Origin of the sequence: Actinopolyspora xinjiangensis, from assembly GCF_900104475.1 — a bacterium.
GTDB classification, from domain to species: Bacteria; Actinomycetota; Actinomycetes; order Mycobacteriales; family Pseudonocardiaceae; genus Actinopolyspora; species Actinopolyspora xinjiangensis.
Window position 1 is genome coordinate 25,154 of the sequence record NZ_FNJR01000006.1, and the last position, 20,318, is coordinate 45,471.

The 20,318-nt window shown below is 67.9% G+C and carries 30 protein-coding genes and 1 tRNA gene; 7 read left to right on the forward strand and 24 right to left on the reverse strand.

The window, feature by feature from the left end; translation table 11 throughout:
* The first annotated feature begins 249 nt into the window (after positions 1–249).
* On the forward strand, positions 250–603 hold the full coding sequence (locus BLQ75_RS10545) for a hypothetical protein (protein WP_092601168.1): 354 nt from the start codon (positions 250–252) through the stop codon (positions 601–603).
* A 6-nt stretch (positions 604–609) separates the two neighbouring features.
* Here BLQ75_RS10545 and BLQ75_RS10550 read toward each other — a convergent pair whose 3' ends face one another.
* The 23 genes from BLQ75_RS10550 to BLQ75_RS10655 form a co-directional block, all read right to left on the reverse strand.
* Positions 610–1,371, reverse strand: coding sequence for a DNA-methyltransferase (locus BLQ75_RS10550; protein WP_092601170.1), 762 nt, complete (start codon positions 1,369–1,371; stop codon positions 610–612).
* Between the two features lie 96 nt (positions 1,372–1,467).
* Positions 1,468–2,301, reverse strand: a complete 834-nt coding sequence (locus BLQ75_RS10555) for a hypothetical protein (RefSeq protein WP_092601172.1) — start codon at positions 2,299–2,301, stop codon at positions 1,468–1,470.
* Positions 2,298–2,519 (reverse strand): hypothetical protein, encoded by a 222-nt coding sequence (locus BLQ75_RS10560; protein WP_211481303.1) that lies wholly within the window; start codon positions 2,517–2,519, stop codon positions 2,298–2,300. The genes BLQ75_RS10555 and BLQ75_RS10560 overlap by 4 nt, the downstream gene beginning before the upstream one ends.
* The gene (locus BLQ75_RS10565) at positions 2,516–2,836 is read right to left on the reverse strand and encodes a hypothetical protein (protein ID WP_092601174.1); all 321 of its coding nucleotides are present in this window, start codon (positions 2,834–2,836) and stop codon (positions 2,516–2,518) included. The genes BLQ75_RS10560 and BLQ75_RS10565 overlap by 4 nt, the downstream gene beginning before the upstream one ends.
* Positions 2,836–3,312, reverse strand: a complete 477-nt coding sequence (locus tag BLQ75_RS10570; protein ID WP_092601176.1) for a hypothetical protein — start codon at positions 3,310–3,312, stop codon at positions 2,836–2,838. Before BLQ75_RS10570 ends, BLQ75_RS10565 begins: the two co-directional genes overlap by 1 nt.
* A gap of 58 nt (positions 3,313–3,370) precedes the next feature.
* Complete coding sequence (locus BLQ75_RS10575) at positions 3,371–3,811, reverse strand: single-stranded DNA-binding protein (RefSeq protein WP_092601178.1); 441 nt, start codon at positions 3,809–3,811, stop codon at positions 3,371–3,373.
* A gap of 261 nt (positions 3,812–4,072) precedes the next feature.
* Positions 4,073–4,360 (reverse strand): hypothetical protein, encoded by a 288-nt coding sequence (locus BLQ75_RS10580; protein WP_092601180.1) that lies wholly within the window; start codon positions 4,358–4,360, stop codon positions 4,073–4,075.
* On the reverse strand, positions 4,357–4,563 hold the full coding sequence (locus BLQ75_RS10585) for a hypothetical protein (RefSeq protein WP_139182951.1): 207 nt from the start codon (positions 4,561–4,563) through the stop codon (positions 4,357–4,359). Before BLQ75_RS10585 ends, BLQ75_RS10580 begins: the two co-directional genes overlap by 4 nt.
* Entirely contained in the window at positions 4,548–4,811 is a 264-nt protein-coding gene (locus tag BLQ75_RS10590; protein WP_092601185.1) for a hypothetical protein, read from the reverse strand. Before BLQ75_RS10590 ends, BLQ75_RS10585 begins: the two co-directional genes overlap by 16 nt.
* Positions 4,811–5,203, reverse strand: coding sequence for a hypothetical protein (locus BLQ75_RS10595; RefSeq protein ID WP_092601187.1), 393 nt, complete (start codon positions 5,201–5,203; stop codon positions 4,811–4,813). The genes BLQ75_RS10590 and BLQ75_RS10595 overlap by 1 nt, the downstream gene beginning before the upstream one ends.
* A gap of 53 nt (positions 5,204–5,256) precedes the next feature.
* Positions 5,257–5,610 (reverse strand): hypothetical protein, encoded by a 354-nt coding sequence (locus BLQ75_RS10600; RefSeq protein WP_092601189.1) that lies wholly within the window; start codon positions 5,608–5,610, stop codon positions 5,257–5,259.
* A 51-nt stretch (positions 5,611–5,661) separates the two neighbouring features.
* Positions 5,662–6,075, reverse strand: coding sequence for a hypothetical protein (locus BLQ75_RS10605; RefSeq protein ID WP_092601191.1), 414 nt, complete (start codon positions 6,073–6,075; stop codon positions 5,662–5,664).
* Positions 6,072–6,281 carry a hypothetical protein gene (locus BLQ75_RS10610; protein WP_092601193.1) on the reverse strand — a complete coding sequence of 70 codons (210 nt, stop codon included), beginning with the start codon at positions 6,279–6,281 and terminating at the stop codon, positions 6,072–6,074. The genes BLQ75_RS10605 and BLQ75_RS10610 overlap by 4 nt, the downstream gene beginning before the upstream one ends.
* Complete coding sequence (locus BLQ75_RS10615; protein ID WP_139182952.1) at positions 6,281–6,883, reverse strand: hypothetical protein; 603 nt, start codon at positions 6,881–6,883, stop codon at positions 6,281–6,283. Before BLQ75_RS10615 ends, BLQ75_RS10610 begins: the two co-directional genes overlap by 1 nt.
* 98 nt (positions 6,884–6,981) lie before the next feature.
* The gene (locus BLQ75_RS10620; protein WP_092601196.1) at positions 6,982–8,298 is read right to left on the reverse strand and encodes an AAA family ATPase; all 1,317 of its coding nucleotides are present in this window, start codon (positions 8,296–8,298) and stop codon (positions 6,982–6,984) included.
* The gene (locus BLQ75_RS10625) at positions 8,295–9,083 is read right to left on the reverse strand and encodes a hypothetical protein (protein WP_092601198.1); all 789 of its coding nucleotides are present in this window, start codon (positions 9,081–9,083) and stop codon (positions 8,295–8,297) included. The genes BLQ75_RS10620 and BLQ75_RS10625 overlap by 4 nt, the downstream gene beginning before the upstream one ends.
* A gap of 66 nt (positions 9,084–9,149) precedes the next feature.
* The gene (locus tag BLQ75_RS10630) at positions 9,150–9,473 is read right to left on the reverse strand and encodes a hypothetical protein (RefSeq protein WP_092601200.1); all 324 of its coding nucleotides are present in this window, start codon (positions 9,471–9,473) and stop codon (positions 9,150–9,152) included.
* A complete protein-coding gene (locus BLQ75_RS10635) occupies positions 9,470–10,276 on the reverse strand; it encodes a recombinase RecT (RefSeq protein ID WP_092601202.1) in 807 nt (268 codons plus the stop codon). Before BLQ75_RS10635 ends, BLQ75_RS10630 begins: the two co-directional genes overlap by 4 nt.
* A complete protein-coding gene (locus BLQ75_RS10640) occupies positions 10,273–11,172 on the reverse strand; it encodes a YqaJ viral recombinase family nuclease (protein WP_170837429.1) in 900 nt (299 codons plus the stop codon). The genes BLQ75_RS10635 and BLQ75_RS10640 overlap by 4 nt, the downstream gene beginning before the upstream one ends.
* Complete coding sequence (locus BLQ75_RS23420) at positions 11,169–11,465, reverse strand: hypothetical protein (protein WP_170837430.1); 297 nt, start codon at positions 11,463–11,465, stop codon at positions 11,169–11,171. The genes BLQ75_RS10640 and BLQ75_RS23420 overlap by 4 nt, the downstream gene beginning before the upstream one ends.
* Positions 11,462–11,734, reverse strand: a complete 273-nt coding sequence (locus tag BLQ75_RS10645) for a hypothetical protein (protein WP_092601206.1) — start codon at positions 11,732–11,734, stop codon at positions 11,462–11,464. Before BLQ75_RS10645 ends, BLQ75_RS23420 begins: the two co-directional genes overlap by 4 nt.
* 68 nt (positions 11,735–11,802) lie before the next feature.
* Entirely contained in the window at positions 11,803–12,036 is a 234-nt protein-coding gene (locus tag BLQ75_RS10650) for a helix-turn-helix domain-containing protein (RefSeq protein ID WP_092601208.1), read from the reverse strand.
* Positions 12,033–12,272, reverse strand: a complete 240-nt coding sequence (locus tag BLQ75_RS10655) for a helix-turn-helix domain-containing protein (RefSeq protein WP_092601210.1) — start codon at positions 12,270–12,272, stop codon at positions 12,033–12,035. Before BLQ75_RS10655 ends, BLQ75_RS10650 begins: the two co-directional genes overlap by 4 nt.
* Positions 12,273–12,466: 194 nt before the next feature.
* On the opposite strand from BLQ75_RS10655, the gene BLQ75_RS10660 reads away from it, so the two are divergent.
* The 3 genes from BLQ75_RS10660 (at position 12,467) to BLQ75_RS10665 (ending at position 14,499) form a co-directional block, all read left to right on the forward strand.
* Positions 12,467–12,808: a helix-turn-helix transcriptional regulator gene (locus BLQ75_RS10660; protein ID WP_092601212.1), complete on the forward strand. Its 342-nt coding sequence runs from the start codon at positions 12,467–12,469 to the stop codon at positions 12,806–12,808.
* A gap of 177 nt (positions 12,809–12,985) precedes the next feature.
* Complete coding sequence (locus BLQ75_RS23425; RefSeq protein WP_170837431.1) at positions 12,986–13,186, forward strand: hypothetical protein; 201 nt, start codon at positions 12,986–12,988, stop codon at positions 13,184–13,186.
* Between the two features lie 26 nt (positions 13,187–13,212).
* Positions 13,213–14,499, forward strand: coding sequence for a tyrosine-type recombinase/integrase (locus BLQ75_RS10665; protein WP_170837432.1), 1,287 nt, complete (start codon positions 13,213–13,215; stop codon positions 14,497–14,499).
* Positions 14,500–14,508: 9 nt separating this feature from the next.
* Here the strand turns inward: BLQ75_RS10665 and BLQ75_RS10670 are convergent.
* Positions 14,509–14,582: transfer RNA gene (locus BLQ75_RS10670), tRNA-Arg, on the reverse strand.
* 522 nt (positions 14,583–15,104) lie between these two features.
* On the opposite strand from BLQ75_RS10670, the gene ssb reads away from it, so the two are divergent.
* The 3 genes from ssb (at position 15,105) to BLQ75_RS10685 (ending at position 20,199) form a co-directional block, all read left to right on the forward strand.
* Positions 15,105–15,569, forward strand: a complete 465-nt coding sequence (ssb, locus tag BLQ75_RS10675; protein ID WP_244515427.1) for a single-stranded DNA-binding protein — start codon at positions 15,105–15,107, stop codon at positions 15,567–15,569.
* A gap of 255 nt (positions 15,570–15,824) precedes the next feature.
* Positions 15,825–17,501, forward strand: a complete 1,677-nt coding sequence (gene ettA, locus BLQ75_RS10680; RefSeq protein ID WP_092601218.1) for an energy-dependent translational throttle protein EttA — start codon at positions 15,825–15,827, stop codon at positions 17,499–17,501.
* 16 nt (positions 17,502–17,517) lie between these two features.
* Positions 17,518–20,199: a tetratricopeptide repeat protein gene (locus tag BLQ75_RS10685; protein WP_092601220.1), complete on the forward strand. Its 2,682-nt coding sequence runs from the start codon at positions 17,518–17,520 to the stop codon at positions 20,197–20,199.
* Positions 20,200–20,318: the final 119 nt, after the last annotated feature.

Consider the following 20,318-nt stretch of genomic DNA (forward strand, 5'->3'; position numbering starts at 1 on the left):
GACGCAGACGCTCGATCGCTTTACGGTATCGATACCCGGATCTTCCTGCGGAACGCCCCACGCCGCATCACCTCCGTGGCATGATGCCCGCGTCACTGATCGTGTGAGGAGTGCATCGTGTCTCGTAGATGGGCCGTAGGTCTCGCCCTGCTCGCCGCTGTGTCCGCCGGATGCTCGACAGGGTCGAGCGCGTCGGATGACCCGGAGGTGTCGTCCACATCGGCGCCTGCGACGTCGGAGACCGTCTCGATGTCGGCGACGGACCTCATCGACAAGTGGTCGTCTGAGCTTCAGGATGCAAGCGACATTCTCCAGCCGTGCCGACCGAAACCGTTCGACAATCCTTGCTTGGAGGGAATGGACCAGCTGGGAATGATGGCGCGCTCTCTCGAAGAGGATGCCCGCCAGGCGGGGTTCACATCGTTAGCCGACGCCGCCTCGGAGGTGGAGCGGAAAACGGATCGCTGGCTCTCGGAATGCATCTACACGAAGCGAAACACCCCGGAGCGCGTCGACTGCTGGGCCGATGCATCTGGGGTGATCTATGGTGGCGGCGCGGGAATGCTGAAGGGCGAATTGTACGCGACGACACGAACGAGCTGACCTACGCTATGTACTCATGTGGTCCAGTGGCTCGGCGGCTTCGGCGATGCGCTGTCGGGACACCTCGGCGTAGTGCTCGGTGATCTCGCAGCCGATGAACCGCCGCCCTTCGAGGAGGGCGGCCCGCCCGGTGGTTCCTGCTCCGGCGAACGGGTCGAGCACGGTGCCGCCGTCGGGACAGATACGCACGAGTGAGCGCATCACGTCGAGGGGTTTCTCGGTGATGTGGTGGCGCCCACCGGGATCGTTGTTGCGGGGCACTCGGGCGTGGTAGTAGCCGGGCAGGGTGTCGCCGACGAGGCCGCGGGGGCCGGCGGTGCCCCATACGACGAATTCGGCGCTCTGGGTGAACCGGCCACGCTGCGGGCGAGCGTCGGGTTTGATCCACGGGACGACGCCGCGCCATACCCAGCCGCCGGCCTGTATCGAGTCGGTGGCGGTGGGGAGTTGTCGCCAGTCGGTGAACATCACCAGTGCGCCGCCTACCGTGGTCACTCGGAGTGCCTCGGAGAGCCACAGCGTCATCCAGTAGGCCCAGCCGTGCCCGTCGCGGTTGTCTCCGGCGAAATCGAGCGCACTGGGTAGCTCGGTTTTCGATCCGGTGTATTTCACGCGGGTGTTGCCGGTGCGGTCGCCGCGCATCATGCCGCCGGACGAGTAGGGCGGGTCGGTGATCACGGCATCGACGCTGCCGGTGTCCATGCTGGCGAGGTGCGCGAGCGCGTCGCGCTGGTGTAACTCCCAGGTGGGCACATAACCCCCTGACATGCGAAAACCCCCGGCCTAGTGGCTCGGGGGTTCTCTATGGGCATACGTGTATTGCTGCTGTTGACCATTCTGCACAACGATCGGGCGGTTGTCCAATCATGATGCGCAGGTCGCGGCGCCTGCCGTTGTGCGATGTGTCATGTCGATGATGTCGCCGAGCCGATACCGGGGCCGCTGGCGGCTGTCACCGGGCAGGGGCGCGTGCTTGGCGAGCCGTCCCTCGTGTGCCCACTTGCGGAGACTGTTCACCGACACGTCACGCCCGAGCAGTGCGGGCAGGGCTCGGGCGGCTTCGGCCGCGGTCGCCAGGGTGTCGCGGGCGGCGTCGAGGAGCTGCTCGCGAAGCGTCGCCACCTCGTAGCGGCCTCCGCATTCCCGACACCCGGCGATGTCCCGGTCGGGGCGAGCGTAGATGCCGCATCGGCAGTGCGGGCAGGGGCCGCAGTAGAGCCGTTCGGGGGCGAGGTCGACCACGCGCCAGGCGCGGGCGATGGCGTCGCGCAGCTCGTCGACGAGTTCACCGGCGGCCGGGTGCCCGGCGAGCCACGTGGGGTGTCGGGCGATCCACCCGGCGATGTCGCCGAGCGTGTCCACAACGCCGGGCGAGTGCTGCCCGTCGTAGGTTTCCCACAGGTCGCGTGCCCACGTGCCGAGCACGTTGTGCAGGTCGCGGCGGGCATCGGAGGCGGCCACGTGGAACGGCACCGGGGTTTCGTTGCCGCGGGAGCCGACGCGGTCGGTGGTGACGGCCTGCCGGGTGATGGTGATGTCGAGCTCGGCGGCGAGGTCGGCCACTCCGTTGGTGCCGTCGCGGTCACCGCGCAGGGCGTAGAGCAGCCCGCCGAGGCAGTGGGAGCACAAGTTCCCGTCGTGGGCCGTGTTCGGACATTCGGGGGAGCGGCACGGCGCCGCGTAGTCGGGGCGGGTCATGCTGTCGCCTCCTGGCGGTAGTAGTCGCGTGGCGCTCGGAGGTGCCCGACGTGCCAGCGGGTCGAGTCCCATTCCAGCGAGCGGGGGCACCGGTAGGCGTTGAGGTGTTTGCCGGGGTGGTGTGCTTTCGCGGCCTGTCGTGCGGACCGCCGGGAGTTGTAGACCTTCTTGCCGCACGCGGGGCACTGCTCGAACGAGGACAGTGGGTGCGTGCTCACGTCCGCACCTCCTCGATCAGTTCGCCCGCGGTGCGGTTCCCGCGCTGCGCCTGCTCGTAGCAACTCCGGCTCTCTCCATCGCCGTGGCAGTACCACCGGGAGCCGATCGCGGCCGACAGCTGTTCCCGCCGGGTGCCGCACCATGTGCAGGTGCGGCGGAGTTCTCCCGGCTCGATCCCGAGCATGTCGAGCAGCTCCCGGCATTCCTCGGCGTCGCGGGAGCGCCCGGCCACCACGTAGGCGGCGGCCCGCAGGTCTCTCTGCGGGGTCTCGCCGAGCACGATGGGGGCGCGCTGGGGGGTTTCCTGGTCGGCCATCACGCCCACTCCCCGTAGCCCGCGGCGAGCAGGAGCGGGCACAGCGCGTCGAGCTGGAGCCACACGGGCGCGGTGCGGTTCCGGAAGCCGAGCATGTTGCGTCCGCCGTACAGATAACCGAGATCGGCCAGCGGCAACAGCGCCCACCACAGCCCGGCGGTGGCCTGCCCACGGCGGCGGATGACGAGGATCCCGAGGTCGGCGTTCGCCTCCTCAGCCTGCCGGGTGGTCTCGGTCATCCACTTCGGAACGTCCCACCGCTGCGTGTCTTTGACCTGCCACACCAGGCCGGGTGTGCCGGTGAGGTCGCCGGGGTCGGCCACGGTGCGCTCGTCGGTGCTGTAGCCGGTGCGGACTGCTCGCTCGGCGTGCGGGAACCCGTGGTCGCGGAGGTAGCCGGCTACGCGGCGTTCCGCGTCGGCCCCTCGGCGCCGGTTGCTCCGGCCGATGTCGGATCGGGTGCGGGTGGTGGTCATCGCTGCGTCTCCGTGGGAATCGGGGGCCGCCCGGTGTGGACGGCCCGGCGGGCGGCGGTCAGAAAGGCGGAGAATCGTCCTGCGCGGGGGCGGGCGCGGAACCCCACGCGTCGCCGGAGCCGCCACCTCCGGAGGTGGCCTTGGTGACGCGGGCGGTCGCGTAGCGCAGCGAGGGGCCGACCTCGTCGACCTCCATCTCGACCACGGTGCGCTTCTCGCCCTCCTTCGTCTCGAAGGAACGCTGGCGCAACCGTCCCTGCACCACCACGCGCATGCCGCGGGTGAGTGTCTCGGCAACGTTCTCCGCGGCCTGTCGCCAGATGTTGCAGCGCAGGAACAGGGTTTCGCCGTCCTTGTATTCGCCTGCCTGCTTGTCGTAGTAGCGCGGTGTCGAGGCGACGGTGAAGTTCGCGACCGCAGCGCCGTTGGGGGTGAAGCGAAGTTCCGGGTCGGATGTCGTGTTGCCGATCACGGTGGTTGTTGGCTCGCCTTGTGCCATGTCTGTTCCTCTCGGGTCGATGGGGGCGGCCGGGGGTGCCCCTCCCTCAGTCACCCCCGGCCGGTCTGGGTGGCTAGTCGGGCTGTCCGCGGGTGAGGGCGGCGTCGATGTCTGCGGGCGCCTGTCCGGCGCCGGGGCATCGGTAGGTCCGGCCCTCGCCGGGGTAGTGCGTGTCGACGCCGCCGGCGTGGTGCCGGACGCGTCCGGTGGTGGTGATGCTGATGGGCCGGCGGCAGTGGGGGCACTGCCCACGAGGGCGGCTCACTGCTCGCCCTCCTCGATGTGGTTGCACCACAGGCACTGTCGGTGTGCGTCCCACGCTTCGTCGGCGTCGTAGTCGAGGTAGTGGTGCTCGCAGGTCTCGTCGAGGTACTCGCGGAGCAGGTGCGCCAGGCGACGCTGGCTGTCGGTGGTGGCCGACACGGCGAGGTCAGTCTCGATCCGCCACAGCCACCGCCGATCGGTCGGCGTCTCGATGGGGCGTCCGTTGGGGTCGGTGGGGTCGGTGATGCTGCGGCCTGCCCAGTCGCGCCAGGTTGGCTCGGTCATTGCGGTGTGCCTCCGATGCGGTAGGCGCGGGAGAGTTCGCGCAGCCCGGCCACTCCGGCGAGAGTTCCGGCGCCCCATCCGAGCGCCTGGTGGGCGATCAGGGGCAGCCCGAGCGCGGCGCTGGCGAGGAGCACGGCGGATACGAGCACCGCCAGCACCAGCCCGGCCACGAGTAGGGCGCGGCCCATCACTGCCTCCCGCATTCGTGTTCCTCGTGGAGAGCTTCGCCAGCACGCTCCGCTCCGCGCCGCTGCTGATCGGTGAGCCGTGTGGCGTGCAGGTCACCGTCGTGCCACGACAGGAGCGCGTCGCCGCCGATCCGCCGGTCGAGCGGGTCGAACTGCTCGCCCTCGAAATCCGGAACACCGTCGGTGCTGCTGACGAAGTGCGCGAGGTACACGTCCTGCCCGCAGTCGCACCGGTGGTTGGGGCTGCCGATGTCCTGCGCCATCACTGCCCACCTCCCCGCAGCGCGGCGAGCACGGCGCGGGCGGTCTCCTGGTAGTGGTTACGCAGGCTCTCGTACAGCTCGTAGGCGGTTTCCTCGCCGTACTCCGCGGCGAGCGTTCGACCTGCCTCGTCGACCTGCTCCTGCCCCTGCTCGCTGTCGGGGTCGTGGAGGGTGACGGTCACGGCCGCGGGCTGCTCGTCCTCGACGCTCGTGGCGAAGCACCCCTCGACGTGGGCGGTAGCCCTGCAGGTCGCCGAGCCGTCGCAGGTGAGCCGCTGCGTTGCCTGGAGTTCGGCGAGGTCGCGGCGTAGCTCGGTGATGATCTGGGCGTAGTCGTCGGCGCGGCGCTGTAGCTGGGCTACCATCCGCTCCGCGGGGCTGTGGTCGGTCATCTGTGCCTCCAGGGGGGAGGGCGCCCCCTGTGCGGGGGCGCCGGAGGGATGGGTTACTGGTCGAACACTTGGCGGTGCCGGGCGGTCATCGCCGCGACCAGCGCGGGGCCGTCGCCGGTCTGTAGCGCCTCGCGGATCTCGGAGGGGCCGACCATCGAGGTGCCCGCCCCGTGGCACGGCCCGTCCAGTACCCGGCAGTGATCCATCGAGTCCAGGCCCTCGCGGGGGTCGCGGGAGTGGATGTCGACGCCGCCGTACTCGGCGGAGCCGAACAGCGTCGACACCTCCACGCAGCCGCGGTCGTCGCCGAGGATCAGCGCGGGGCGTATGGCGTCTGAGTTCCGCCACAGCGTCAGGTGATCGGGCACGGTGATGGTGGTGATGTCGAGGGCGTCGAGAGTGCTCACGGTGTCCTCCTCGGACGGTGGGCGGCCCCCGCGTGGGGCCGCCGGTGGCTGTTACTGGTCGTCGGCGAGCGCGTCGCGGATGATGAGTCGGATCTCGTCGGGCTCGATGAGCGCGCCCTCGTCGTCGGCCTCGTCGCACCGGGCGGCCATGCGCCGGAGCGCATCAAGCGGCGCTACCTGCTCGGGGCACCGCTCGCGTAGGTCGGAGCGGTTCTGGTCGATCTGGTCGGCGATGATTGCCTCGGTCTCGTCGCACATCTGCTGGATGTCGCGGCTCTGCCCGCTCATGCGGGCGCGTCGCTGTTCGGCGAGTCGGGCCTCGGCGCGGTGGGCACGTTCCACCCACCGGTCGCGGGCCGCGAGGGCGTCGTCGGCGATCTTTTCGACACGGGCGAGGTAGTCGCGCAGCTCGACCAGCTCGGGGTTGATCTCGACGGTTCCGCCGTCTGCGTCCTGAGTGCTCATTGCGTGCTCTCCTTGCGGCTCACGGTGATGGCGATGTCGGGTGGGCCGGCGATGTAGGCGTGGTGGCCGTCGCGCTGTACGCGCAGCACGTGCCAGCGGGGGAGGGTCGTGTCGAGCGAGAGGACCGAGTACTCGTGGGGCGTCCCGGTGGGGCTGTAGAGCACGAGCCGGTCGGTGCCGGTCACCTGGTCGAGGCGGATCCGCATCACTGCCCCCTGGCCAGGTCGCGCACCCGCTGGGCGCAGCGGCGCAGCACGCCGGGGTGGTCCTCGACGGGGGCGGGTTCCGGGTCGGGGCGCTGTTCGGCGCGACGAGCGCGGTCCTCGGCGCGCCCTGCACGCCGTTCGAGCTGGTTGCACCGCTCGATGGCCTCGACGGCGGCCGATTTCGTCTGGTCGTAGCGGTGGACGAGCTCGGCGTTGCGGGCGCGGAGGTCGGCGGCCTCGGACTCGGCGGCGAGGGCGCGGTCGATGAACTCTGAGGCCCGGCGGTGCGCCACGGTGCGCGCTTCCCGAGCGGTGTCGCGCTCCTCGATGAGCTGGAGCTCGCGGGCGCTGGCGTCCTGGAGTGCCTGCCGCAGGCTGGCGTTGGTGTCGCAGGTGTCGGTGAACCGCTGCTCGGCGGTGTCCCGCTCCTCGCGGAGCTGGGCCGCGTCCCGCTCGGCCTGCCAGGCGCGACGGGTGAGCGCGATGGTCACGACGATCCAGGTCTTCAGCAGGTCGCGGAGGGTGGCGACCTCTCCGCGCAGCCGATCGCGCTCGTCGCGGTAGCGGGGCGCGTCGGTGGTCACGGCAGTGTCAGTACTCATCGAAATTCGTCCTCTCTGGACTGTGGTGGTGTGAACTCCGCTGTCTCATCACTGTAGCTAGTGTCAGTCATGAGTGCAACTAGCTGCACATGTAAAAATCAGATTCCGGCGGTTTTCTCGTAGTCCGGGTCGGCGGGCACCCACGGAAGCGTCGTGCCGTGCACCAGCGATGTCGGCCATTGGCGCTCCTCGCGGGATCCGCGCCAGGCGACGACGTCGACCATGACGGGCCGCTCGCGGTTGCGGCGCTCCTCCTCGTCGGTGAATCCGCCGGGTGGTTTCTCCTGGCTGCGCCGGAGCCCGTAGCCGAATTCGGGCCAGCGCAGCCACAGGCTCGACCCGGACGGGCGCATCTTGCGGTTGCCGCCGCCGTCCTGGGCGTGCCCGGCGTGCGCCTCGGTGATCAGCGCGCAGTCGTGCCGCGCCCGGATCGAGTCGATCTGGCTCACGAGCTGGTGTGCGAGCTGCTCGTCCGAGGGGTCGCCAGCGTGGAGTTTGTACAGCGGCCCGAGTACGAGCACGTCCGGGGCGACCGCGGAAACCGAGTGCTCCAGCCACGTGATGTCCCGGCCGGACGTCAAGTCCAACCCCTCGGGTCTACAGTGGACGAAAAACTGCCCGCGCCAGTCGGCCGGGCCGAGCCCGTGGTCAGCCCGTGCCCGGTCCACGCACCGCACGATCCGCCGGTACCGGCGTCGGGTCTGGCGCTCGGAGTTCTCGGCGTCGACGATCAGCACCCGCAGCCCGTGCCCGCCATCGCCGAGCGGTTTCGCCGTGAACGGGTGCAAACCGGCGCACAGCGTCGCGGCGAACTGCGACACGAGCTCGGACTTGCCGGCGCCCTCGCCGCCGGTGAGCACCAGGCGCTCGGCACGCTCCAACAGACCCGGCACGAGCCAGTTGTACGAGTCGTCGGCCTCCAGCAGCTCGGCTAGTGACAGCGGGGCGGCCTGGGCACTGCCTGCCGTGGTCTGTGCGGCGTCGCACGCGGTGCGCAGTTCGGCCACGGCGGTGGATACGTCGATCCCGTCGCCACGTTCCCATCCCTCGGCGAGCCGGTGCTGCGTGCGGGTGACGACTTCGGAGAGATACCGCTGCCCGTACAGCTCGATGATGCGCTCGGCGTAGTCGCTGGCATGAAACGGGAAATACCCGCCCGTGTCGAGCTTGGCGACGAAATCCGGGTCGAGCTTGGTCATCAGACTCCGGGCCGCAATCTGGCCGACCACGGTTTGCTTGTCGATGCCCTGCCCGCGGGTGTGCATGTCGAGCATGAGCGCGGCGAGCTGCTCGTGTCGCGGCACTCCCCACGCTTCCCGTGGCACTGACCGGAGTGCGGGCGCGGTGGTGTCGGCGTCGATGAGCATCGACCCGAGTAGCGCCATTTCCATCGCCGGGTCGGCGATCCACGTCATTGTTCAGCGATCCTTTCTCCGCGGAGGGTGTTCGGTTTCCGTGAATCCGATTTCGGGGCGCCGCCGTATTTCAGCGTGTTTTTCATCCAATTTCGCCACGCGGCGTGCCAATCCTTGAATGTCGCCCCTTTGGCGCGGTGGTAGTCGAGGAACGTTTCGGTTTCCGCATCGAGGTCGCACCGGATTCCGGATCGGTCGGCCCACTGGCGCATGTCGGGGGTGACGAGCAGGTGATCGGGGGCTCGCGTGCGCGCACGCGTGCGCGCCCCCTCTGTAGGGATGGGATGGGATGGGATGGGGGGACCGTGACTCACGGTGTGACTCACACCGTGACACCCGTCCGTGTCCTGCGGTTTCTCGGATTTTTCGTGTGTTTTTGTCTCGTCGTTTTCGGGTGCGACACGCCCGTCATTGGACCCCCCATTGGACCCCTCATTGGTCGTGTCGTTGCCATCGGAGGCGTTGCGGGAGCGTTGCTTGCGCTTCGCGGCTCCGGCCCGCTCGCTGCGGACCTGCTCGGCGCTCCGTTGGTAGTCGAACCAGTCGTGGAACTGGTAGCCGGATTCGCCGTCGCTTTCGGCGTGTTCCCACAATCCAGCCTGAACCAATTTCTCGGCCTGTTTCGTGGTGCCGTAGCGCGTCACAATGTCGGCCGGAACGAATCCGTCCGTCAGATGCGCGGCGGCCCACGATCCGCACCGAACCCACAATCCGAGCGCGGCGGTCCCGGCCTTCCGCGCTTTTTTATTGTCGGCGAGCTGGTCGTCGACGGCGAACCACGGCATGAGTCGGCAACTCCAAATAGATCGAAGGGGCGGGGCCGCCACGCGGACGGCCCCGCGGTGGATAGGTCAGAGCGCGTCGGTGGCGATCCACCGGCGGTTACGGGAGCCGTGTCGGGTACGGCGGGGGCTCCGGTACTCGCCGACGGCCTGGATGCGTTCGGCTTGGGCTGCCTGGGAGAGCAGCCACGGGAGCAGGTTCGGCTGGGCGTCGGGCGGGTTTCCGGCCCGCTCGCGGATGGTGTCCGCAGTGAACTCGACGTGCTCCCTGATGAGCTCGGCGAGGTGCCGCTCGTAGAGCTCCCGTGCGGTGCGGTGTGCCGCTGTGGCCGCTGCGAGGGTGGCTTCGCCTCCGGCATTGCGGTCGGCCAGGGCGAGGGCGAGCTGACTCATTGGGTGGCCTCCTCGTCGACGAGTTCGCCCTCGATGGGCTGGTCGGTGTCGGGCTCGTCGGTGAGGTCGAGCGGTGCTTCGGTGGGTTGGTCGCTGCGTTCGGCGACGCCCTGCACGATCCGGCGGTCCTCGGTCGAGGTCGGCACCCACTTGGCGAGCCTGCGTGCGGCTGTTTTGAGCCACATGGCCTCTTCGTGGTTCTTCCACGGGGAGTGCTCGGAGTCGGCGCCCTGGGCGGAGTCGCGGGCGCGTGCGATGTCGTTGCGATTGAGCACGACCACTTTGGACGTGGCGCCGTTGCTCATGATCGCGTAGGCGTAGACGCCGCGGAGCTGTCCGCGTTCGCCGTTGATGGCGAACCAGTCGGCCTCATGTTCCGGGCGCTCCATTCGCCCCGGCGCCCACTGGAACGTGTCGTTCTCCCGTACGGTCTCGACGACCACACTCGACACGGCACCCGAGCGGTACATCAGTTCAATGAGCCCCTGGTAACCGGGAATGCCGAGCACCTCCGGCTTCCCCTTGTTCTTGCGGGGAGTGAGGTAGTACTGCTCGGTGCCCGGTTCGAGACCCAACCGGGCGGCTTCCATCAGGGCGACCATGAGGGTGCCGGGCGACTGGCGTGCGGCGTGGGCGAGGTTCTTGTCCCGGCGCACGATGCCCTGCGCGATGCGGACCCACGAGTCGGTGCGAACGTGGCTCGGCATCACCCGGGCGAGGTCGGCCCGGTTGGTGGCGATGATGGCCGACGGGTTTTCGTCGTCCTTCTTGGCAACGGCGGTGCCGATGGTCTGGCCGGTCATGGCTTGTTCTCCTGACTGATCGTGCGGGTAAGTGCGGGCGCGGGCGCCACGTGCGGGGTGCCGCCGTGGCTCGCTTTGCGGATCGCGATGGGCTGCCCCTCGGAGTAGGCGCGGCGGGCGGTTCCCATGTAGTCGGCGATTTCGGCGACGTAGCGCCGTTTTCGGTCTCGGACGATGCGCTCGTCGACGAGGTGGTCGCGGTAGTGCTCGGCGAGCTTGGCCGGGATCTCGACCGAGGCGTCCTCGATGTCCGGGTGCAGGTCGCGAATCACCTGGTAGGTCTCGCCGTGCTCGTCGATCGAAGGGCGCTCGTTCTCCTCGATCGTGCGCAGGAAGTCCTCGCCGTGGTCGCGCAGCAGGTTCGCCTCGTCGGTGGAGTACTCCACGATGTACTCGGCGTAGTCCTGCCCGCTGGTGAGTACGGCCAGGTGCGCCCGGTGGAGTCCGAGCACGTCGAGGTACCAGAGGATCTGGCACCGGTAGTGCACCGGGATCTCGTCGGTGCCCGGCTCGCCCCACCCGAACGAGTCGCGAGCCGTTTTGATCTCCAGTAGCTCGCGGTGTCCCTGGTCGGTGGTGATCAGCCGGTCAGGGTTGGCGATCTGCCAGCGGCGCTCGGCGTGGCACCACGTGCCCGACTGCTCCACCGTCCACTCCGGGTGCGCGTCGGCGAACATGGCCGCGACCGCGGGTTCGAGGTAGCGACCGGCCCGCATCGCGGCGTGGTCCGGCTGCGGATCGGCCAAGCCCTGTTTCCGGTGCCACAGCGAGAAACGGCTCTCGTAGGGACTCAGCCCCAGCACGGCGGCGATCTCCGACCCGCCGAGCCCGGAGGTACGCAGCGCTTGCCACTCATCCGAGCCGGGTTCGTAGGTTCCGAGGTAGTCGGCGGTCACGCGGCGGCCTCCTCTCGTCCCGCGAGCGCTCCGGCGGCGTAGGCGCTGACACCTTCGCTGCGAAGTCTCGTGTACTCCGGCGGGTTGGCGACCCAGCCGAGCAGCTCGCCCGGCGTCTGGTCGTCGGGCACCATCCCGGCCAGCAGCACCACCAGGGCGCGCAGCTCGTCCGGCGTGGTGTGGCGGGCGAGGATGCTGTGCACCTGCTCCGGCTCGTACTCGTGGATCGCCCCGACGAGCTGTGTCGCCTCTGGCAGCAGCGCGTCGAGTTCGGTCGATCCGGTCAGACTCATGGCCGCACCCCCAGCAGATCCGTCTCGACGGTCACCTCGGTGCCGTCCTGGCACTCCTCCAGCGCCCGGTCGATCACGAGACCGGCGCACAGCGGGCAGCTCGCGGCGCTGGTCCACCCGTACGGGGGGTAGGCATCCCACCAGTAGACGGCGACCCCGGCGGGGTGGCCGCACTCGGCGCACTCGTCGTAGTCCGCCGGGTAGGGACTGAGGCGCACGTCGCGGGTGGTGATGGCTTCGTGGAGGTCGGTGCGGTATGCTGAGGACATGTAGTCCTCCTGTGGTGGGAGGGTTACTCCGCTGAGCCCCCGGCTACGGCCGGGGGTTTTTACTTGGGTCATGCTGCGGTCCCTTTCGGACGTCGGAACGGAACGACGTTGCTGCATCCGCAGGGCGCGGCGCTGTCTCCGCCCTGCACCCACACGTCCGGCGCGTCGGGGTGGATGCGCCACCGGCCGCCGCGATGCCGCTGGTGGCCGTGTAGTTCGCCGGACTCCAGGGCGCGGGCAACGGTGATGTAGTGGCATCCGACGAGGGATGCGACGTCGCGGGCGGTCAGCCATTCGGTCATGCCGCCACCTCGCTCTCGATGTCGTGCTCCTCGAACAGCTCGAGGAGTGCACCGATCCCCCATGCCCGGACGATTCCGTCGAGGAACGCCCATCTCGCGGGCCATCCCTGGACGAGGACGCGGTTCACGGTGATGTAGTGCACGCCCATCGCGTCGGCGAGGTCGTCGTTCGACCACCCTTCGGCGTCGCGCCACGCCTTGATCCGATCGACACGCGCAGTGATCGAGTCATTCATGATGCCCGTCCTGAATCATGACTGAAGCTGGCTGCATGAGTGACACACTACTGCGTTCCTATCAGTTGTGCAACTGGCTTCAGTAGTGATGCTGGCCTGGTCGGGCGAACAATCGCCCACATAGAGGCGTCTAAACGAGTGGATCACGCCATGTGACCTGCGGTTCTAGCACTGCTGATAGTACGGTGTCAGGCATGACTGAAGCGCGCTACACGTATGACTATGCGACGACTTTTCAGCAGTACATCGACACGTGGTTGGACGAACGTGGGTACACGGTCAAGGAGTTCGCGCACGCGCATGGCCTGAGCGACTCCGGGGTGTACCGGTGGCGCCGAGGGGAGTACCCCTCGTGGGATAACGCCGCCAAGCTCGCCGACGCCCTGAATTTGCCCCTGAAGAGGCTTTACGTCTTGGTGGGACTACTGACTCCGGAGCAGGCGGACGAGAACGTGACCGCCCCTGATCCGTCCAAAATGTCTAATGAGGACCTACTGCGGGAGCTGGAGCGTCGGCTAGGCCAGTCCTCTGAGTAGACGTACTTCGCCCGGATGGAGCAACCCTACGCCTACTGGAGAGTTGTTTCCGAATTGTGCTTTTTTCTCCGTAACGCACGACGCAGGATTGACGACCCTGCGGGGGCAGGTCAGGCATAATGGTCGAACATTCGTTCGAACGGCGCGCTGTACGAGGGCAGCGCGAGGGAGGGTTGCATGATCGACGACGGTCCCAGAGACGACGACGTCGCCTGGATCGTGAGCACAGACGGAACGGTACGCATCGCCGTAGACAGCGCAGGACACGTGCTGGCGGGCAGGGCAGGCCTGGAACCTGTCGAACTCAGCGCCGACGCTGCCGATCTCGTGGCGGACGCCCTGCGCAACGCCGCATTGCGCGCACGCCAGCGGACGTAATCACCACCACCATAGGAGGTCACGCGATGGCCTGGACCGAAAAACTGAAAAGTGGCCGGTACCGCGGTGGGTACCGCGACGCTTCAGGCGCGAAGCGCTACCTCGGCCGGACCTATACCCAGCGGGCCGAGGCGAAGCGTCTCGCGGCCATCGAGGAGGACAAGATCCGCCGCCCCGGCGCGGTCGACCCGAAAGCCGGGCGGGCGACGTGGGGCCAGTGGCGCGAAGAGTGGTTCCCGGCTCGCCGGATCGAGTCGGGAACCGCCCGCGGCGACGAGTCGCGGATGCGGACTCACGTCGCGCCGTACTGGGACGAGGTGCCGCTCGCCGACATCACCCGCGAGCGAGTGCAGCAGTGGATCGACGAGCTTTCTCGTACGAGCAAGACGGCACCGACGAAGCGGGGGAGCGGAAAGGCAGTCGGCGGCGGGCAACGGCGCAAGGAGTCCGGAAAGGCGCTCTCGCCGACTACGGTGAAGAAGGTCTACCGGCTGTTCGCAAAGTCGCTCGCCGATGCGGTGGTGGCGGGAAAGATCGGCTCCTCGCCGTGCGTCGACATCGAACTTCCGAAGGCAGCTCCACCCGACGAGTTTTTCCTGACTCGCGAGCAGTTCGCACGGCTGCGAAGCGCCGCCGATGACGAGCTGCTGCGGATGATCCTCGATCTCGGTGTCGGCACCGGAATGCGGTGGGGCGAGATCGTCGGGTTGCATCGGTCTCGCGTGGACATCGGGCAGCGGCGCATCGTCGTTCAGGAGGTCTACGAGCTCGGCGCGGACCACATCAAGCCGTACCCAAAGGGGAAGTCTCGCCGCGGCATCCCGATCACTGACGAGCTCGCAGCGGCGCTGGACGAGTGGATGGCCGCTCACCCGGCCGTGCGGTGTCGGGCGCAGCACCGCGACAAGAAACGTTGCGACGGCGCCCTGCTGCTGCCGAGCAAAGCAGGAACCCCGATCGGCTACTCGAACTTCCGGAGGGACCGATGGAATCCGGCGGTTCAGGAGGCTGCGCTCGACGGCCTGACACCGCACGACCTTAGGCATACGTACGCCTCGTGGCTGCTCCAGCGGGGCGTGACGATCGAACAGGTCTCGGAACTGCTCGGGCACTCGACGATCACCATGACCCAGCGGTACGCGCACCTCGCCGATACACAGTGGGACGCCGTCCGTGGGGCACTGAGTGGGGCAGGATTCGAGGGTGCGAGGCACTCGCACCACGGTGGTGCCCCACATTTGCCCCACGTGGCCGACGATGCCGATCACGGCAAGGTTGTCGATTTGGCTTCCCGGCGCAGGTCAACGGGATAACAATGGAGGCGCCCCCGGCAGGATTCGAACCTGCGACCTAGAGATTAGAAGTCTCTTGCTCTATCCGTCTGAGCTACGAGGGCTCGAACGACACCGGACACGTGCTCACGGCGCGTGCCGTGTCGCGTCAAGCAGACTAACGGTTCTCCTCGCTTTACGGAGAACCCACACGGAGGCTGTTGCCGAGACGGTATCGAATGGCAAGCCGATCATAATCCCGAGCGTTTGATCCCAGTTGCCTGAATCTCTTTCGTTTTCCTGTCGCGGGTCGTGTCACGGCGGGCTGAGCAGCGACGACGGGCTGTCGACAGCATCGTAGTCGCGCTCCGAGCTCAACTCTATGCGTTGCGCTTCCACGCTATCGAGTCGTTATGTCACCCCCGCTGTCGCCCCCTGCTTTCGCTCTTTCGGGTGGCTTGTGGGCGCGTTGTCGGTTCCCTTTCCGGGGACCATTTCCGCGAATTGTCCACATGACCACGAGTTGTGCACACAAAGTGATATAAATGTCGCTTTTCGTGTTCGGCTCCGGGCAGTCTGAATGCGGCGCCGTCCGGCGCCGCGCAACCGAGACGACCACGCCAGAAGTGGTGGAAGGGCAGGAGCTCATGTACGAGACCGCTGTCACTCTTGTCGGTGAAGTTCTCAGTGCCCCCAGGACTCGTGAGACCAAACACGGCAACCGTGTCGCGAGCTTCCGCATGGTCAGCATCGCTCGCCGTTTCGACCGGGTGAACCAGTGCTGGGTCGATGGTGACCGGGTCCACGCCACCGTCAACTGCTGGAAACAGCTCGCCCAGGGAGTTTCCCAAGCTCTGGAGAAGGGCGATTCGGTGTTGGTCACGGGCCGACTGCGTACCAGGGAGTACGAGACCGATGGGCAGCGGCGAACCGCCGCGGAGGTCGATGCCAGCGCGGTAGGACTTGATGTGCTGCACGAATCCCGATCGGAGGTCTGCGACTCGGAAGCCGGTGGGCAGTCCTCCGAGTCCGTCTCCCGTGAGTACTTGCGGGCTGTTCCACCGTGTGCTAGCTCGACCGAGAGCACTTCACCCCATGCGCTCGGGGTCTGATGTTCGGAACTGATCGGGTGGTGGCACGGCCCGACCCGCCGTGCCACCACTTGCCCTCACCGTTTCGTCTCCCTCCGCGCGCGAGGTCCGGACACCTCCAGAGGCGCGGATCGTGATCGACTCCGTCGCTGGCGTTCGAATTTCGCGTGGGGGCGCGCACGGATACGCCGAGTGATCGTCGGTCTCCTTGTCGAGGGGGCTCACGGCGCGGACGCAGTGCAGACGACGAGCCCCGACGCATCTACGATCGGAGGCATGGCCGAGTTCATCTACACCATGAAGAATGTGCGCAAAACGCACGGGGACAAGGTGATACTGGAGAACGCGACGCTCCAGTTCTATCCCGGTGCCAAGATCGGTGTGGTGGGGCCGAACGGGGCCGGGAAGTCGAGCGTGCTGCGCATCATGGCCGGACTCGACCACCCGAACAACGGTGAGGCCTTTCTCTCCCCCGGTTACACCGTGGGCATCCTGCAGCAGGAGCCCCCGCTGAACGAGGAGAAGACCGTACTCGGCAACGTCGAGGAGGGCGTTGGCGAGATCAAAGAGAAGCTGGACCGCTTCAACAGCATCGCCGAGCAGCTCGCCACCGATTACACCGACGAGCTCATGGCGGAGATGGGCAAGCTCCAGGAGGAGCTCGACCACGCCGATGCCTGGGAGCTGGACTCCCAGCTGGAGCAGGCGATGGATGCGCTGCGCTGTCCACCTCCCGAAGCCGAGGTTCGTTACCTGTCCGGCGGTGAACGGCGCAGGGTCGCGCTGTGCAAGCTGCTGTTGAGCAGGCCCGACCTGCTGCTGCTCGACGAGCCCACCAACCATCTGGACGCGGAGAGCGTGCAGTGGTTGGAGCAGTTCTTGTCCAACTACGCCGGTGCCGTGCTGGCCGTGACCCACGACCGCTACTTCCTGGACAACGTCGCGGGGTGGATCCTCGAACTCGACCGGGGCAACACCTACCCCTACGAGGGTAACTACTCCACTTACCTGGAGAAGAAGTCCGAACGGCTCGCGGTACAGGGCAAGCGCGATGCCAAGCTGCAGAAGCGGCTCAAGGACGAGCTCGAGTGGGTCCGTTCCAACACCAAGGCGCGGCAGAAGAAGTCGCGCTCGCGTCTGGAACGTTACGAGGAGATGGCCGCCGAGGCCGAGAAGACCAAGAAGATGGACTTCGAGGAGATCCAGATCCCGCCGGGGCCCCGGCTGGGCAACCTCGTGGTCGAGGCCAACGAGATGAGCAAGGGATTCGAGGGCAACCTGCTCATCGACCGCCTCTCGTTCACGCTGCCGCCCAACGGCATCGTGGGGGTCATCGGTCCCAACGGTGTCGGCAAGACGACCCTGTTCAAGACCATCGTCGGCCTCGAGGAGCCGGACAGCGGCCAGGTGCGGGTCGGTGACACGGTCAAACTCAGTTACGTGGACCAGAACCGCTCCGGCATCGACCCCAACAAGAACGTCTGGGAGGTCGTCTCTGACGGGTTGGACCACATCCAGGTCGGTCAGGTCGAGATGCCTTCGCGGGCATACGTCAGCGCCTTCGGGTTCAAGGGAGCCGATCAGCAGAAACCGGCCGGGGTGCTCTCCGGCGGCGAACGCAACAGGTTGAATCTCGCGTTGACGCTCAAGCAGGGTGGTAACACGCTACTGCTGGACGAGCCCACCAACGATCTGGACGTGGAGACGTTGTCCTCACTGGAGAACGCGCTGCAGGAATTCCCCGGCTGTGCTGTGGTGATTTCCCACGACCGGTGGTTCCTCGATCGTGTGGCGACCCACATCCTCGCCTGGGAGGGTGATGAAGAGAACCCCGCGAAGTGGTTCTGGTTCGAGGGCAACTTCGAGGGCTACGAGAAGAACAAGATCGACCGGTTGGGCGCCGAGGCCGCACGTCCGCACCGGGTTACCCATCGCAAACTGACCCGCGGCTGAGGATCGGAGAGTCGATTTGGCGAGGGAGCGCGGTTCGCGGACGAGCAACCCCGGCCACGAGTTGGTGGATTCCGCCTGGCAGTTGCGCTGGCGGGTTCCCGAATTGGCCCTGTTGCTCGCCAACCGCGCGACCGCCTACGCCAGGCGAACCGGTGACACCGAGCAGCGGCTCCAGGCGGAGGCGATCGCGCTTTTCGCCGGGAACCGGTTGGGGCGTTCCGTCGCGGGAACGGAGCGGGCGCTCGGTGCTTTCCGGGACGCCGAGCGTGCGGGGGCATCCGATCCACTGGAAAGTATTCGGGTCGAACTGGCGTGCTGTGCCCGTGGCAGCGGCAGCCCCGAGGCCGCGTTGCGGGTGTTGCACCCGTTGTTGGAACTGGAACGAGTCCCGGCGCGGCTGCGGGCGCACGCCCTGATCGAGCTGTGCGGGGCATTGCCGATGCACCGCCGCGCCGCGGAGCGCGTCGAGGCGTTGGACGAGGCGGACCGGCTCTACGCCGCCGAGTCGACCGAGGACCAGGACACCACTCAGTTGCTCCGAGCCAGGGTCGCGTCCGTCCGGGCGGCCCATTATCGGGGCAACGGTGAGTTCGCGCCGGCGATCGAGGCCGCCGCTTCGGGACTCGACTTCCTGGAGCGGCTGGGTGATCCGGCCGCGGACGGTGGTGAGATCCGTGCGGGGTTGGTGCTCGAACAGGTCCAGTCCCTGCTCGATCTGGGAAAGCAGGAGGAAGCGCTGCGGTGCTCCACCGATGTCCTGCGACAGCCGTTGCGAGCCGCCGCGGCTGCCCCGGTGGGGTGGCTGCGGCTCGCGCTGGCCACTCGGGTCCACCTTCCCGCCGGGCACCAGCGGACGGCGCTCGAGTCGTTGACCGAGGCCCTGAGCGGTGCCCGCAGACACGAGTTGTTCGATCTGCAGGCCGCCCTGCTCAACACGCTGTCGCAGCTCCACGAGAAAGCCTCGGACCTTCCCGAGGCGCTGCGCTGCGTTCGTGATGCCTACTCGGCCGACCACCACTGGCGCAGAACGGTCGAACGGGCAAGACTCCGCCTCTCGGAGGAGTTTCCGGCACCGAACTCCGCGATCCCGTCACAACAGTCCGGTGGGAACGTCTCTGCTCACGGGGCCGAACAAGCCTCGGCTTCCCGTCGGGCCTCTGCTGCCGACGCGGGCCCGGTGCCGGAGGGACCGGACGCGAGGCAGGAAGCTCGCCGTCTGATGAACGACCTGCTGGCCGGTGGCACGGCACCGCGCACTCCGTACTCCGAAACCGTGCGGCACCGACACGCACAGGACAGTGCTGACACGCGTGAGCCTTCCGAAGCGCCGCACGGGGATCGGAGCTCGCTCACCTCCGGCGGGACACCGCACCGCTCAGCCCCCCCATATCCGGCGGAAGCGACCTCGGGGAGGCGGCACCGTGCTCCGGAGAGGAACGAGGAGGGGCTCCCGAACTCGGTCGGTCCGGACGAACTCCGGGAGCTCGCCGCCTCCGGTGGGGATACTCGTTCCGCTCGGCGGGCCGAGCCGGAGCCGCAACCGTCCTTTCCCGGGGTGGATGCGGACGAGACCTCGACCGCGGTGGACTTTCCCGCCGGTACCGAGGCGGAGACCGATTTCGGTTGGCCGGTCACGGAGCGGACCGTCGACTCGTCACCAGGGACAGGAACGGACTTCCCGAGTTCCACCCGCTCGGAGGACGTGACCACCATAATGCCGGTCGTCCCGAGCGCCCCGTCCTCGGGTTCTTCGGGGGAACGGGCGGAGGAACCTCCCGCCGGGCTGCAGGCTTGGCCGGAGACCGACCCGCCTTCCGGTGATGTGGCCGAGCCCTCCGAACCCGGAGGTTTCCCCGCGTCGGGACCTTCAACAGTGGGGCACACCGCCGAGCCCGCCCACCCGTGGGAAGGCTCCTCCGAGCCGGGGACCGACGGAACTTCTCTGCTTTCGAGGCCGGTGGAACCGACGGAAACCGAGGAGCCACCGGCCCGGCGTTCCCGGGGGCGTTCACTGGCCGAGATACGAGCCGCTCTCGAAGCGGAGGGAAGGGGAACTTCCCGCCCACGGCGTAGTCGTTCCGCCGAGGGCACCGGAACCACTCCGGGAGCCGGCGGTCGGCGTCGTCGCGCGGAACCGGCTGAGCCCGAAGAACCGGTTGGTTCCGAGGAACGCGCGGAATCGGTGGGCGGAACCGGAACGGCCCACCCCGCAGTGGCCCCGGACGAGGGGGAAGCCGACCCTCCGGGGGATGCGGTGCGACAACCAGCTGCGGTCCCGGAACACCTGCTGGAGCAGAGCAGGGAGTTGATCCGGGATTTCTCCGAGATGAACTCTTCCGGGGGTGAGAACTCCGGACAGGGGCAGGCAGGACTGGCCGACCTGCTCGCCGAGGCGCTCGTGGCCTACCGCAGCGGTAGGCGGGGGGAGGATCCCGCAGGCACCGAGTCGTCCCCCACATCGAGCGAGAGGTCGTTCGGACGTTCCGAAGTTTCGGGGGATGTTTCCGGGAGGGAACCGGGAACCGTACCCCGTGCGGACCGGGAACCGCGTTGGCCCGGCGGGGAAGAACCCTCTTCCCGGGAGGAGACCGCGGCCCGCACCGGGACCGACGACACCCCCTCGAGGGCGGGCAGGAGGCACGCTGCCGGGGAGACCGAGACGGGGAGCTCTCACAGCTGGACCCCTCACGTCCGCTGATCGCGCTTCCGGCCGTCCCCCATCTGCTCACAGATCCTCGCCCGACCACTGGCGACGTGGTGTGGGGCGGGGCGGAGCGGGAAACTTCACACGGCTTGATCTTTTCAGGCCATCACCGA

Excerpts from the sequence above, each read along its gene's own strand:
- BLQ75_RS10545 (WP_092601168.1), top strand. The coding sequence starts at position 250 with ATGTCGGCGACGGACCTCATCGACAAGTGGTCGTCTGAGCTTCAGGAT.
- BLQ75_RS10550 (WP_092601170.1), bottom strand. The coding sequence starts at position 1,371 with ATGTCAGGGGGTTATGTGCCCACCTGGGAGTTACACCAGCGCGACGCG.
- BLQ75_RS10555 (WP_092601172.1), bottom strand. The coding sequence starts at position 2,301 with ATGACCCGCCCCGACTACGCGGCGCCGTGCCGCTCCCCCGAATGTCCG.
- BLQ75_RS10565 (WP_092601174.1), bottom strand. The coding sequence starts at position 2,836 with ATGGCCGACCAGGAAACCCCCCAGCGCGCCCCCATCGTGCTCGGCGAG.
- BLQ75_RS10570 (WP_092601176.1), bottom strand. The coding sequence starts at position 3,312 with ATGACCACCACCCGCACCCGATCCGACATCGGCCGGAGCAACCGGCGC.
- BLQ75_RS10575 (WP_092601178.1), bottom strand. The coding sequence starts at position 3,811 with ATGGCACAAGGCGAGCCAACAACCACCGTGATCGGCAACACGACATCC.
- BLQ75_RS10580 (WP_092601180.1), bottom strand. The coding sequence starts at position 4,360 with ATGACCGAGCCAACCTGGCGCGACTGGGCAGGCCGCAGCATCACCGAC.
- BLQ75_RS10585 (WP_139182951.1), bottom strand. The coding sequence starts at position 4,563 with ATGCGGGAGGCAGTGATGGGCCGCGCCCTACTCGTGGCCGGGCTGGTG.
- BLQ75_RS10590 (WP_092601185.1), bottom strand. The coding sequence starts at position 4,811 with ATGGCGCAGGACATCGGCAGCCCCAACCACCGGTGCGACTGCGGGCAG.
- BLQ75_RS10595 (WP_092601187.1), bottom strand. The coding sequence starts at position 5,203 with ATGACCGACCACAGCCCCGCGGAGCGGATGGTAGCCCAGCTACAGCGC.
- BLQ75_RS10605 (WP_092601191.1), bottom strand. The coding sequence starts at position 6,075 with ATGAGCACTCAGGACGCAGACGGCGGAACCGTCGAGATCAACCCCGAG.
- BLQ75_RS10610 (WP_092601193.1), bottom strand. The coding sequence starts at position 6,281 with ATGCGGATCCGCCTCGACCAGGTGACCGGCACCGACCGGCTCGTGCTC.
- BLQ75_RS10615 (WP_139182952.1), bottom strand. The coding sequence starts at position 6,883 with ATGAGTACTGACACTGCCGTGACCACCGACGCGCCCCGCTACCGCGAC.
- BLQ75_RS10620 (WP_092601196.1), bottom strand. The coding sequence starts at position 8,298 with ATGACGTGGATCGCCGACCCGGCGATGGAAATGGCGCTACTCGGGTCG.
- BLQ75_RS10625 (WP_092601198.1), bottom strand. The coding sequence starts at position 9,083 with ATGCCGTGGTTCGCCGTCGACGACCAGCTCGCCGACAATAAAAAAGCG.
- BLQ75_RS10630 (WP_092601200.1), bottom strand. The coding sequence starts at position 9,473 with ATGAGTCAGCTCGCCCTCGCCCTGGCCGACCGCAATGCCGGAGGCGAA.
- BLQ75_RS10635 (WP_092601202.1), bottom strand. The coding sequence starts at position 10,276 with ATGACCGGCCAGACCATCGGCACCGCCGTTGCCAAGAAGGACGACGAA.
- BLQ75_RS23420 (WP_170837430.1), bottom strand. The coding sequence starts at position 11,465 with ATGAGTCTGACCGGATCGACCGAACTCGACGCGCTGCTGCCAGAGGCG.
- BLQ75_RS10645 (WP_092601206.1), bottom strand. The coding sequence starts at position 11,734 with ATGTCCTCAGCATACCGCACCGACCTCCACGAAGCCATCACCACCCGC.
- BLQ75_RS10650 (WP_092601208.1), bottom strand. The coding sequence starts at position 12,036 with ATGACCGAATGGCTGACCGCCCGCGACGTCGCATCCCTCGTCGGATGC.
- BLQ75_RS10655 (WP_092601210.1), bottom strand. The coding sequence starts at position 12,272 with ATGAATGACTCGATCACTGCGCGTGTCGATCGGATCAAGGCGTGGCGC.
- BLQ75_RS10660 (WP_092601212.1), top strand. The coding sequence starts at position 12,467 with ATGACTGAAGCGCGCTACACGTATGACTATGCGACGACTTTTCAGCAG.
- BLQ75_RS23425 (WP_170837431.1), top strand. The coding sequence starts at position 12,986 with ATGATCGACGACGGTCCCAGAGACGACGACGTCGCCTGGATCGTGAGC.
- BLQ75_RS10665 (WP_170837432.1), top strand. The coding sequence starts at position 13,213 with ATGGCCTGGACCGAAAAACTGAAAAGTGGCCGGTACCGCGGTGGGTAC.
- ssb (WP_244515427.1), top strand. The coding sequence starts at position 15,105 with ATGTACGAGACCGCTGTCACTCTTGTCGGTGAAGTTCTCAGTGCCCCC.
- ettA (WP_092601218.1), top strand. The coding sequence starts at position 15,825 with ATGGCCGAGTTCATCTACACCATGAAGAATGTGCGCAAAACGCACGGG.